This is a genomic window from Acinetobacter ihumii (genome assembly GCF_900625095.1).
GTDB classification, from domain to species: Bacteria; Pseudomonadota; Gammaproteobacteria; order Pseudomonadales; family Moraxellaceae; genus Acinetobacter; species Acinetobacter ihumii.
In genome coordinates, this window is sequence record NZ_LR130760.1 from 170,312 (window position 1) to 183,162 (window position 12,851).

A 12,851-nucleotide genomic window follows, 5' to 3' on the forward strand; every position below is an offset into this window, starting at 1 on the left:
CCCGAAAAAAGGTGAAATATGCAGCACGATACAGAATTTGAATTATTTCGCGATAATTATCGACGGTTCTTAAAAGAGCATGTTGCTCCTTATTATGAACAATGGGAACAGGATGGTCTAATTCCAAGACAGCTATGGAATTTACTGGGTGACAATGGTTTTTTATGTGTCGATGTCCCCGAAGAATATGGCGGTTATGGTGCACCTGTTCATTATTCACTGATGCTGGTTCAGGAAACCGCACAGGCAGGATTTAGCTCTTTGGCCGTTGCCATTGGGGGACAAAATGAACTGGTCTCACCTTATATTCAAAATATTGGTAGTGAACAACAGAAAAAATACTGGTTACCAAAAATGGTGTCTGGTGAAGTTGTCACCGCCATTGCCATGACAGAAGCCAATGCAGGCTCTGACTTACAGGCGATTCGCACACAAGCCATTTTAGAAGATGATCATTATCTAATCAATGGCTCCAAAACCTTTATTTCCAACGGTCTACATGCCGATTTAATTGTGTTGGTTGCAAAAACCGATCCACAGGCAGGTGCCAAAGGTATTTCACTATTTTTGGTCGATGCACATTTACAAGGTGTAAAAAAAGGACGCTCACTGCAAAAAATTGGCTTGCATGCACAAGACACTGCGGAGTTTTTTTTCGATCAAGTCAAAGTTGCTGCCACACAACGCTTAGGTGATGAAGGTCGCGGATTTGCCTACCTTATGCAAGAATTGCCACGCGAACGCCTGAGCATTTCTATGATGGCACTCGGCTCAATTTTAGGGGCAATTGAACTTACCAAAGATTATGTATTGCAACGCAAGGCTTTTGGACAGCCTTTAAGCCAGATGCAAAATACCCGTTTTGTGCTTGCTCATGCACAAATTAAGGCCAAAGCTGCACAGGCCTTTGTGGATCAATGCGCAGAGATGTATCGCCAACATCAATTAAGTGTCCATCATGTCGCAGCTTTAAAGTGCTTTATCACCGATACCCAATGTGAAGTCATTGATCAATTGCTACAACTGTTTGGTGGCTATGGCTACATGCAGGAATATCCAATATCACGTTTCTTTGTCGATGCCCGTGTACAAAAAATTTACGGCGGAACCAATGAGATCATGAAAGAAATTGTGGCGCGTGAACTATTGGGGAAATAATTCAAATTTTAACAACCGAGCAAGACAGATCGGACAATGAGGTCTTGCTTAAAACAACAATGATATTTCAGGATGAAATGCCATGTCTAAATTATGGATGTACTCTACGCTTATGCTTTCAGGTTCAGTATTTGCAGGGAGTTTTGTCGATAACAGCAGTATAGAACTGACCACACGAAACTTTTATTTTGATCGTGATTATCAGGAGCTTTCTAAATACCCAGCCGCAAAAGACTGGACACAGGGCTTTATTTTCAAAGCCAATTCAGGCTATACCGAAGGAACTGTCGGTTTTGGTCTGGATATTTTAGCCACCGCAGGTTTTAAACTGGATGCCAGTGCCAAATATGCAGGCACCGGCAATTTACCCCGAGACACAGTTACCAATGAACCTGCTTCAAGCTATGGTGAAATAGGCGTGACAGCGAAAGCTAAAATTAGTCAAACCGAACTTAAAATTGGAACACTCAGACCGATGAACCCAGTTTTAGTTGCCTCGCCTGCACGCTTACTGCCACAGACCTATCAAGGGATTTCACTGGAATCCAAAGATCTAAAAGATTTTGAATTACAGGCGGCTTATATCGATAAAGTGAACCATCGTGACTCCACCAATTTTGAGAATATTAAAATTTCAGGGGTAAATGGCCGCTTTAAAAGTGCTGAAACTGATGGACTCTATTATGCAGGTGGCTACTACAATCTCAATCCAAGCTTACGTTTGGGGCTGTTCTATCTGGATGTCAATAATCTCTATAATCAAATGACCACAGGCTTTTTACACAAATGGGATATTAGTCCACAAACCCGTTTCAGTAGTTATCTGCATTATTATCGTAGTCGTGATGAAGGACAAGCAAAAGCAGGCTTGGTCGATAACGATTTATATCATGCGCATTTTGAACTCAAACACCAAAATCATAAATTTATTTTTGGAACATTTCAGCATCATGGTGAAACGGCTTTTCCTTATTTAAGTGGCGGCGAAACAGGACTGCTGATTGATACATGGCCGGGGGAATTTCTCAATCCCAAAGAACAAGCCTACAGTTTCCGTTATGAATATGACTTTAAAGATTATGTTCCGGGTTTACGCTTTATGACGCGCTATACCATGGGGCGTAATATTGATGCTCCCAATCTTGGCGGAAGCAATTTAAAAGAACGAGAAACTGATTTTGATCTGGGTTATACCGTTCAAACTGGCTGGCTTAAAAATCTAGGGCTGCGCGCACGTTATGCAATGTATGACAATAATATGTCGGCAAATGCCAACATTAAACCTGTCAACGAAACCCGTATCAATATTGATTATACATGGAAGTTTAAATAAGCCCGATCGGCTCCAGATGATCTGGAGCCCAATGTACTGCATGGAAAATAAAAATGGACATGATTCAGAAGTTCCCCCCGATTCACCATTTATTAGGTGGGCATAACTTGCAATGGAATGAACAACAGCAAGAGCTTGAAATTTGTTACATGGCGCTGGAAAGTTTTACCAATCCAAGAGGTACTGTTGAAGGCGGCATGATTTGCGCAATGCTTGATGATGTCATGGGCTTATTTGCATTTCTTGCCAATGGGAAACAACCCGCCACCACCATTAATTTAACCATGGATTTTTTACGTCCATGTCAGGTGGGTCAGGTTTATACAAAATGTCGTTTTATCAAACAAGGAAAAGCTATTTTAAATATCGAAAGTGAGGCTTGGCAAAACAATAAGATGGTGGCGCGAAGTACTGCCAATTTTATGGTCTTAACTTAAATATGACCCAAAATTTAAATCAGGATATTTAAGAATGAAACAACGATTACAACAGAAATCTAGCCTTCAAAATATTGCATTCCTAAGCGTATGCCTCAGTTTAGCTGCTTGTGGTGACCATGATGATACTCAACAAACAAGTCAAAATATTCCTCAACTTAGTCCTGCCATAGGCAAAATGCTTAAAGGATCTTGTTCAGACCTACAAGGTTATCAATACAATCATACGACCATCAGCAATGCAACATTGCAGCCGGCAGGTACGCTGACTGTGGCAGGCAAAAACATCAGAGCGCATTGTTTAATTCAAGGCTATATGTATCAACGTACCAGCCCCATAGACGGACAAATCTACCAGATTGGTTTTGAAATGCGTTTACCAATCGACTGGAACGGACGTTTTCTTTATCAGGGTAATGGTGGAACAGATGGCAATATCGTCACTGCTACAGGACAAGTTGGAAGTGGTGGCCCACTCAGTAATGCACTCAATGATGGTTTTGCTGTCATTTCATCAGATGCAGGACTTAACGCCGCTCAAAACCCTCTATTTGGTTTAGATCCACAAGCCCGAATGGATTATGGTTACGGTGCAATAACCAAGCTGACACCGATGGCAAAAGACCTTATCCGCGCGGCTTATAGTAAATATCCTGACCGATCCTATGCAGGTGGTACCTCAAATGGTGGTCGCCATGCCATGATTGCTGCCACACGACTCGGGGAACAATATGATGGAATATTGGCCAGTACACCCGGATCTCATTTACCCAAAGCTGCCGCAGCACAGTTATATACCGCTCAACAGCTACGTCGTGTAGCAACTGACGAAAATGATTTAAGTACAGCTTTAAGCTTCGACGAACGTAAAGTTTTGGCAAAAGCGATTCTGGATCGTTGTGATCATTTAGATGGTATTACAGATGGACTGGTTCAGGATGTGGAAGCATGCCGCACCGCCTTTAACATTCACCAGCATGTGCCCGTCTGTACAAACCAACGCGATGGAAGCTGTTTAAGCGCTGAACAAATCGATGTGCTTGCCAATATTTATCGCGGCCCTATAAATACCAAGGGACAAGCACTTTATGCCACACAACCTTTCGATCCCGGTCTACTCGGAAAAAATTGGGCAAGCTGGAAATTTGAATCATCTGTGGGAACTGCACGTGACCCTGTGGCTGTTGGCATCGTATTTCAAGTGCCACCTGATGCATCCATCATGCAAAACTCCAGACAATTTGCCTTTAATTATAATTTTGATACAGATTATCCGAAACTTGCAGCAGTGGATCAAACTTATCAGGAAAGTGCCTTATCTTTCATGCTCCCACCCGATGAACTGAATCTGGATAAGCTTCGTTTGCATGGCGGAAAAATGATTGTTGTACAAGGTACAGCCGATGGCGTTTTTTCAGTTGACGATACACAGCATTGGTATGACCAGCTTATAAGTAAATATCAAAATTTAGGGTGGGGCTAATCGTTTTGCCCGTTTCTTTCGTGTTCCCGGCATGAATCATAGTCGAGATGGCATCGCCACAGATCAGTTTGATGCCCTAACAGCTCTAGTTAATTGGGTCGAATATGGACAAGCACCTGATCGTATTATTGCCACTGCTCGTGGGGCAGGTAATCCTAGTGGCATCATAAACACCGAATTACCCTCAGATTGGGCAGTTGATCGATCTCGCCCCTTATGCCCTTACCCACTCATCGCGCGCTACAATGGCAATGGCGATAGTGAAAAAGCCGAAAACTTTAGCTGCAAATAAGTTTAGAACAACAACCTTTCAATATCTCAAAAGCCCAATATCAATCATCAGAACTTTTATTCAGACTCACCAATCCTAAAAAAGGCCACAACTGTGGCCTTTTCTGCATAAAAAACTATTGCGCGGTATAACCACCATCCATGACCACTGCCTGACCTGTCACACCGCCTGCCTTGTCACTACATAAGAAAATGGCATAATCGGCAATTTCCTCTACACTCAATAATCGCTTTTGCGGAACCATTGCCAGAATCACATCCTCTAATGCACTGGTTTCACTGACATGACGAGTTTTAGCCAAATCAGCAATTTGTCCACGCACCAAAGGTGTATCGACATAACCCGGACACAAGGCATTTACGGTAATGCCGTCTCGTGCCGCTTCAAGAGCAGCAACCTTGGTCAAACCAATCACACCATGTTTGGCACTGTTATAGCCTGCTTTGCCCGCAAAACCAATGAGACCGTTAATAGATGCCATATTAATAATACGACCCGATTTTTGTGCTTTCATAATGGGAAATGCATGTTTAATTCCAATAAATGAGCCCGTCAGCATTACTGCAATTAATTTTTGATAGATTTCAGTGGGAAAATCTTCAATTGCTGCGACATGTTGAAAACCTGCATTATTAATCAGGATATCCAATGTTCCAAAAGTCTCTGTCGCATGTTTAATCGCAGCTTGATAGGCTTGTTCATCGGTCACATCACATGGTGCAGACAAGGCTTCAAAACCCTGATTTTGCAATTCGGAAGCCGCTTGCTCACACTTGTCAGCATTCATATCAGAAATCACTACTTTTGCACCTTCTTGTGCAAATTTTTTTGCAATTTCCAAACCAATACCGCTCGCTGAACCTGTAATAAATGCCACTTTAGCGTCTAATAATTTTGCCACTTTTTTACTCCTCTCTAAATTGAACGCCTAGCCCTCTCATGCACTCAGCGTTTCTTCATTTATCGATCTGAATTCATTCTCTATTTCTATATCTTAAACAATACCGAACCAAGTAAATGCAGCAATCGCGACGAACACTGCGACTGTTTTAATCATCGTAACTGCAAAAATATCTTTATAGGATTGCTTGTGTGTTAAGCCTGTTACAGCAAGTAAGGTAATCACCGCGCCATTGTGAGGAAGTGTATCCATACCGCCCGAAGCCATAGAAACAATTCGATGCATGACTTCTGGTGGAATACCAGCCGCGAGAATTGCCGCATTGTATTGTTCAGCCATCGCACTTAATGCAATGCTCATTCCGCCAGATGCAGAACCAGTAATCCCTGCCAAAACAGTCGTGGTAACTGCACCATTCACCAAAGGGTTGCTAAATGCTGTTCCAAGGGCATGACTCACCAACACGAAGCCCGGTAATGCCGCAATAATTGCACCAAAACCATATTCAGAAGCAGTATTCATCACTGCCAATAATGATCCTCCAATGCTGGCATTTACCCCTTCTTTAAACTGGCTAATGACACGTTGATAATCAAATAAAATAGCCGCAATAATACCCACGATCAGTGCCAAACCGACCGCCCAAATCGCACCTGTCTTTGCCACATCTACGGTATAATTCGCCAAACCAATGGCATTAAAATCAAAACCATTTGGATACCAGGTTTTAATGGCAGATGATAAATACTTATTCATCACAGCGACCAAAATTAAAGGTACAAATGCCAAAATTTGACGTGTGACTGAGCCATTGCTACGGTTATGATCTTCACGAGATTGTGAATCGTTTTGGATTATTGAGGCATCCTGTTCAACAGTATCCGTACTTGCAAAACCAGCGTAGCCTTCACCTGCTTTCATTGCGACATTTTTACGCCATTCCAGATAAAGCAGCCCCATGCTCAGTACAAAAATCGCACCAATAATGCCAAGGAAAGGCGCGGCATATATGTCTGTGCCAAAAAACGTAGTTGGAATAACGTTCTGAATTTGTGGTGTACCCGGCAATGCATCCATGGTAAAGGTAAACGCCCCCAGTGCAATGGTTCCCGGAATTAAACGCTTTGGAATATTGGCTTGTTGGAAAAGTTGATTGGCAAATGGGTAAATCGCGAAAACGGCAACAAATAGGCTGACACCACTATAGGTCAGAATCGCTCCCAAAAGCACCACCGTCAAAATGGCTTTTTTTGCACCAATCCAACTGACAATCGTTTTGGCAATGGATTCGGCAATACCCGACATCTCAACCACTTTACCAAAGATGGCACCGAGCAAAAACACCAGAAAATAGTCTTTAATAAAAGCCACCATTTTCGGCATAAAAACGCCTGAATAAAACGGCAATACATTCGCCGGATTAATCAGAAAAACTGCAAGTAATGCACATAAGGGCGCCATCAGAATAACTGAAAAACCTCTGTAGGCCGTATACATGAGCAAGCCTAAAGACAGCAGAATAACAAATAAATCCCACATATTTCTTCCTACTCCATTACAAAGAATATGTCAGGTTCAACCCAAATATTGATTTAAATATTTGATCACGGTTTTCCTAACCATAAAATGACTCATCCAGACTCAAGATATCCACACTGAGTGACACTAAAATACGATTTTATATTTATTCTAAAATATCAATAAATTTTAAAAACACAAGAAAATTATTTTAAAGGCTTACGACAAAAACCTTAGTACATGAAATTTAAAACATTTATATAAAAATACATTTATTTAAAAAACAAATTAATTATTTAATAAAACTCATCAATACTAAATATAAATATCAAATCCACTCACAAAATAAATCGACACGGTGCTTAAAAATAATATTGATCAATACTGATCTAATAATAAAATGCTCTTTTCGAATGTTTTACAAAAAAACTCGCACTTCACTTCGTCCATTCGTTATGATTATGCTTTAAAAATCAAAAACTTTTGCAGACATGGAAAGCTGAATGACACTCAAACAATTAAAAGCATTTTTGGCACTGGCGCGAAGCCTGAATTATGCCAATGCATCGACAGAGTTACATCTCAGTCAATCTGCCTTGAGTTTAAGTATTAAATCCTTAGAAGAAGAATTGGGTGGCAAACTTTTTAAGCGCAATACTCGCCGGGTAGAACTGACGCAGGAAGGCAAATCCCTGATTCCTTATGCCAGAAAACTCCTCGCCAATTGGGAAGACATGGAAAATGATGTTAAACAAAGATTTAAATTAAATCGTGGTACTTTAAATATTGCCTCGATGCCCTTCGTGACCCATGCCATACTTCCTCAAGTTATTCAGTCTTTTTCAAATCAGCACCCGAATTTAAGTTTTTCTATTCATGATATTCCCAATGAAAAAATTATGGAAAATGTACTGGATGGTATTTTTGAGTTAGGCATTTGTTTTCAACCGATCATGAATGATCAACTTGAATTTAAACCATTATTTGATGAGGATTTTTTGGCACTCGTTCCCAAAACGCATGCTTTGGCTAGCCAAAGTAGTGTAACTTGGCAACAACTCTATGCGCATCCTTTTGTGACACTGCAACATCCTTCCATTGTGCGTTATTTACTCGAGCAAAATGCAGCCCGCTTAGGTTTAGTGCTGGATTTAAAAGTGGAATGTCATCAAATTAGCTCTTTTTCAAGCTTTGTGGCTTTGGGAATTTGCGTCAGTGCTATTCCTCGACATTTTCAACATTCAATTGATAAAACACATAATGTATTACTAGAAATTGAACATAGTGATGTCCATCAAGCCGTCGGTATTGTGTATAAAAAAGATGCCGAGCTTTCCAATATTTCCAGTGAATTTATTGCGACTTTGTCCAATTATCCTTATGAGAACATCTTGCATTCATCTCAGGTATAATCCTGCAATCGTTGTATTAATGCTTTGATTGATAAAAATAATACGCTTCATTTTGAGAGGGTTGATTTAAACATTCCTCTTATTCATCTTCGCATTGATTAATTTTCCTCATTAATCCTTTAAAATTTTCAACTTCATTAAATAAATTACAACTGCTAATAATAAAAACACTAAGGGATATAGAGTAATCACAATGAATAAAGTGTATGCCAGTGCAGCACTTGCACTACAGGATATTGTTCAGGATCATCAAACTTTGGCTGTTGGTGGTTTTGGTCTTTGTGGTATTCCAGAAGCATTGATCCAAGCCTTAAAAGATACACAGGTAAAAGGTTTAACCTGTATTTCAAATAATGCAGGTGTGGATGATTTTGGTCTGGGCGTGTTATTACAAACCAGACAAATTAAAAAGATGATTTCTTCATATGTTGGAGAAAATAAGGAATTTGAACGTCAATATTTAAATGGTGAACTGGACGTTGAACTGACCCCACAAGGCACCTTAGCTGAAAAACTTCGGGCTGGCGGTGCTGGGATACCTGCATTTTTTACTCAAACAGGCGTCGGCACACTCATTGCTGAAGGTAAAGAACAACGCGAGTTTAACGGTAAAACTTATATTCTTGAACCTTCTCTCAATGCAGATATTGCACTGGTTAAAGCCTATAAAGCAGACAAGGCAGGTAACCTCATTTTCCGTAAAACTGCACGAAATTTTAATCCCGAATGTGCAATGGCAGGCAAAATTACCGTCGCAGAAGTCGAACACATTGTAGAAATTGGTGAGTTGGATCCAGACGACATTCATCTGGCAGGCATTTATGTTCAGCGTATTGTTCTCAATGAACACCCAGAAAAACGCATAGAACAAAAAACCCTAAAAGCACAGGACGCATGATCATGGCATGGACACGTGAACAAATGGCACAACGTGCCGCACTTGAGTTACAGGATGGCTTTTACGTCAATCTTGGTATCGGTTTACCGACTCTGGTCGCAAATTACATTCCTGATGACGTCAATGTCTGGTTGCAATCTGAAAATGGTCTGCTCGGCATTGGTGAGTTTCCAACTGAACAAACACTCGATCCCGATTTGATTAATGCTGGCAAACAGACAGTCACCGCAAGAAGCGGTGCTGCATTTTTTTCAAGCAGTGAATCTTTTGCCATGATTCGAGGTGGTCACGTCAACATTGCAATTTTAGGCGCAATGGAAGTCTCTGAAAAAGGCGATCTTGCCAACTGGATGATTCCGGGTAAAAAAGTGAAAGGCATGGGCGGTGCAATGGACTTGGTGGTTGGTGTACAGCGTGTGGTGGTCTTAATGGAACACTGCGCCAAAGACGGCAGCTCTAAAATTGTTGCTGAATGTACCCTTCCACTCACAGGTCAAAACGTGGTGCATCGTATCATTACTGACTTGGGTGTCATGGATGTTGTACCTGAAGGTCTGCAATTGGTTGAACTTGCGGAAGGTGTCACGCTGGAACAGATCCAAGCAGCTTCTGGGGTCGATTTGATTGTCGCTCTTGAAGTCTAAAAATTGACTGCGGCTGTTGCGTTCAATTGAGCTGCAACAGTCCATGTAAAAAATAAAAAAAAGGGGATCATCTCTGGATGGAACGATCGCCCTCAACATCAGATGGAATTTGATTATGGACAAACAACCTGCGATTTTAGAACGTTTCGCGATCAGTATTAGCAACTGGTCAGAAAAATGGTTTCCTGACTCTTATATTTTCGCTTTGCTCGGTGTGATTATTGTGGCGACGGCCGCGATTTTTATCGGAGCTTCTGTACAGGATGTTGCCAACTCTTTTGGTAACGGTTTCTGGAGCCTGATTCCATTTACCCTACAAATGACGATGCTGATTATTGTTGGCTACGTGGTTTCAGTCTCTAAACCTGTGAAAAAACTGATTCAGAAAATGGCACGTCTTCCCCACTCAGGTCGGGGTGCGATTGTGCTGGTTGCTACAGTCAGTTTGCTTATTTCACTGGTCAACTGGGCAGTGAGTACCATCCTAACCGCATTATTGGTCATTGCTTTAGCCAAACGTAAAGAATTGAATATGGACTATCGCGCGGCAGCAGCGGCAGCGATTATTGGGATGGGAGCGACTTGGGCACTTGGCATCAGTTCTTCTGCGGCACAATTACAAGCCAACAAAGCCAGTCTGCCAGAATCAATTTATAACCTCACTGGGGTGATTCCATTTACTGAAACTATTTTTCTGTGGCAATCGATTGTCATGACTGCCATTCTGATCGTGGTTTCGATTGTCATCGCGTATATGTCTGCACCCAAAGGGCAGAATGTGAAAACCATGCAGGATTTTCATCTGAATTTTGAGGATGAAGAACAACAGGAAACCCAGCAAACTAAATCCAAGCGTCCGGGTGACTGGTTAGAAAATTCGCCACTCTTGACCATTTTAGTGGTTGCGCTTGGTCTGATCTGGATGATGCTGGAATTTTCCAAAAATAATCCCATTATCGCCATTTCAAGTTTAAACACCTATAACTTTATTTTCCTTATGCTCGGTCTTGCATTGCATGGAACGCCACGTAATTTCTTAAATGCAGTGAGTAAAGCCGTGCCTGCTGTTTCAGGTGTACTGATTCAGTTTCCACTGTATGGCAGTATCGCTTATATGATGACGCAAGCAGTGAATGCACAGGATTTATCGCTGTCGCATTACATTGCACACTTTTTTGTTTCGATTGCCTCTCATGATACCTTTGCGGTAGTGATGGGAATTTATTCAGCTATTTTAGGCTTTTTTGTTCCTTCGGGTGGCGGCAAATGGATTATTGAAGCACCTTATGTGATGCAGGCAGCCAATGATCTGCAATATCATCTGGGTTGGTCAGTACAAATTTATAATGCGGCCGAAGCTCTGCCTAATTTAATCAATCCATTTTTTATGCTCCCGATGTTAGGCATTTTAAAATTAAAAGCCAAAGATGTGATCGGGTTTACTGTCACACAATTGGTGGTACATTTACCATTGGTACTGTTTTTACTATGGATCTTGGGTAAAACCTTAAGTTATACCCCACCTGTATTTTAAATACTGAATTGCAAGGAATCGGAACAATGTCAAAAATCGTGATCGTAGCAGCAACACGTACGCCTATGGGCAGTTTTCAGGGCAGTCTTTCGGGTGTGTCTGCACCAGATTTGGGTGCAGTGGCCATTCAAAAAGTGGTTGAACAAGCCAGTATCCCTGTTGATGATATTGATGAAGTGATTATGGGCTGTGTCTTACCCGCAGGGGTCAAGCAAGGTCCTGCGCGTCAGGCGATGCGTAAAGCAGGTCTGCCTGATCATGTTGGAGCAACCACCATCAATAAGGTCTGTGGTTCAGGTATGAAAGCAGCCATGCTGGCATCAGATGCGATCAAGGCTGGCAGCATTAAAATTGCGGTCATTGGCGGCATGGAATCCATGAGTAATGCCCCGTACCTACTACCCAAAGCACGTACGGGTTATCGTATGGGACATGGTCAGGTCATTGACCATATGTTTCTGGATGGTTTGGAAGATGCTTATACAGGTCGTGCCATGGGATCTTTTGCTCAGGAAATGGCCGATAAAAAACACTATACCCGCGAGCAAATGGATGAATTTGCGATTCGCTCACTAACACGTGCGCAAAAAGCCATTCAAGAAGGCTATTTTAAAGCTGAAATTTCACCTGTTACTGTCAATACCAGAAAAGGTGAAGTCGTGGTGGATACCGATGAAAACCCAGGTAATGCCAAGATTGATAAAATTCCAACATTACGCCCTGCTTTTGCCAAGGATGGAACCATTACTGCGGCAAATTCAAGCTCGATTAGCGATGGTGCATCTGCATTGCTCATCACGTCTGAACAAGAAGCTGAACAACGGGGTTTAGCTGTGTTGGCTGAAATTAAAGCGTACACCACTAATTCACAATTACCTGAAGAATTTACCATTGCTCCTGTAGGCGCAATTGAAAAATTACTCAAGAAGGTCGGTTGGTCTGCGGATGAAGTCGATGTGTGGGAAATTAATGAAGCATTCGCCATGGTCACCATGGCTGCAATTGATGCCTTTCAACTTGACCCTGAAAAAGTCAATATTCATGGCGGTGCGTGTGCGTTGGGACATCCACTTGGCTCATCGGGTTCAAGAATTATGGTCACCTTAATTCATGCCCTAAAACGTTTAGGAAAACGTAAAGGTGTTGCTGCACTATGTATTGGCGGCGGAGAAGCAACGGCTATTGCGATTGAAATAAGCGCATAAACTTTACCAGCGTCAGAACTTTGTCAGTATTAAAAC

Annotated in this window: 10 protein-coding genes and 1 pseudogene; 9 read left to right on the plus strand and 2 right to left on the minus strand. The window is 41.7% G+C overall.

Features of this window, described 5'->3' with window-relative positions; genetic code table 11:
- Nucleotides 1-18: 18 nt before the first annotated feature.
- The 4 genes and pseudogenes from E0D95_RS00830 to E0D95_RS00845 all read left to right on the plus strand — a co-directional run bounded on the left by E0D95_RS00830 (nt 19) and on the right by E0D95_RS00845 (nt 4,703).
- Nucleotides 19-1,158 (plus strand): acyl-CoA dehydrogenase family protein, encoded by a 1,140-nt coding sequence (locus tag E0D95_RS00830; RefSeq protein WP_130802101.1) that lies wholly within the window; start codon nt 19-21, stop codon nt 1,156-1,158.
- Nucleotides 1,159-1,240: 82 nt separating this feature from the next.
- Nucleotides 1,241-2,491 carry an OprD family porin gene (locus tag E0D95_RS00835; RefSeq protein WP_213073688.1) on the plus strand — a complete coding sequence of 417 codons (1,251 nt, stop codon included), beginning with the start codon at nt 1,241-1,243 and terminating at the stop codon, nt 2,489-2,491.
- Nucleotides 2,492-2,544: 53 nt separating this feature from the next.
- Entirely contained in the window at nt 2,545-2,928 is a 384-nt protein-coding gene (locus tag E0D95_RS00840; protein ID WP_130802102.1) for a PaaI family thioesterase, read from the plus strand.
- A 34-nt stretch (nt 2,929-2,962) separates the two neighbouring features.
- A pseudogene (locus tag E0D95_RS00845) lies at nt 2,963-4,703 on the plus strand (tannase/feruloyl esterase family alpha/beta hydrolase).
- A gap of 115 nt (nt 4,704-4,818) precedes the next feature.
- Here E0D95_RS00845 and E0D95_RS00850 read toward each other — a convergent pair.
- Together E0D95_RS00850 and E0D95_RS00855 are read right to left on the minus strand one after the other, a co-directional pair.
- A complete protein-coding gene (locus tag E0D95_RS00850; protein WP_130802103.1) occupies nt 4,819-5,604 on the minus strand; it encodes a 3-hydroxybutyrate dehydrogenase in 786 nt (261 codons plus the stop codon).
- 93 nt (nt 5,605-5,697) lie between these two features.
- Nucleotides 5,698-7,143, minus strand: a complete 1,446-nt coding sequence (locus E0D95_RS00855) for a GntP family permease (protein WP_130802104.1) — start codon at nt 7,141-7,143, stop codon at nt 5,698-5,700.
- Nucleotides 7,144-7,625: 482 nt separating this feature from the next.
- Between E0D95_RS00855 and E0D95_RS00860 the strand changes: the two genes are divergently transcribed.
- From E0D95_RS00860 to E0D95_RS00880, 5 genes are all read left to right on the plus strand, one after another.
- Entirely contained in the window at nt 7,626-8,534 is a 909-nt protein-coding gene (locus E0D95_RS00860) for a LysR family transcriptional regulator (RefSeq protein WP_130802105.1), read from the plus strand.
- Between the two features lie 193 nt (nt 8,535-8,727).
- On the plus strand, nt 8,728-9,432 hold the full coding sequence (locus E0D95_RS00865; RefSeq protein ID WP_130802106.1) for a CoA transferase subunit A: 705 nt from the start codon (nt 8,728-8,730) through the stop codon (nt 9,430-9,432).
- Nucleotides 9,433-9,434: 2 nt separating this feature from the next.
- Nucleotides 9,435-10,076: a 3-oxoacid CoA-transferase subunit B gene (locus E0D95_RS00870; RefSeq protein ID WP_130802107.1), complete on the plus strand. Its 642-nt coding sequence runs from the start codon at nt 9,435-9,437 to the stop codon at nt 10,074-10,076.
- 115 nt (nt 10,077-10,191) lie between these two features.
- A complete protein-coding gene (locus E0D95_RS00875) occupies nt 10,192-11,610 on the plus strand; it encodes a short-chain fatty acid transporter (RefSeq protein WP_130802108.1) in 1,419 nt (472 codons plus the stop codon).
- Between the two features lie 26 nt (nt 11,611-11,636).
- Complete coding sequence (locus tag E0D95_RS00880; protein ID WP_130802109.1) at nt 11,637-12,815, plus strand: thiolase family protein; 1,179 nt, start codon at nt 11,637-11,639, stop codon at nt 12,813-12,815.
- Nucleotides 12,816-12,851 lie beyond the last annotated feature (36 nt).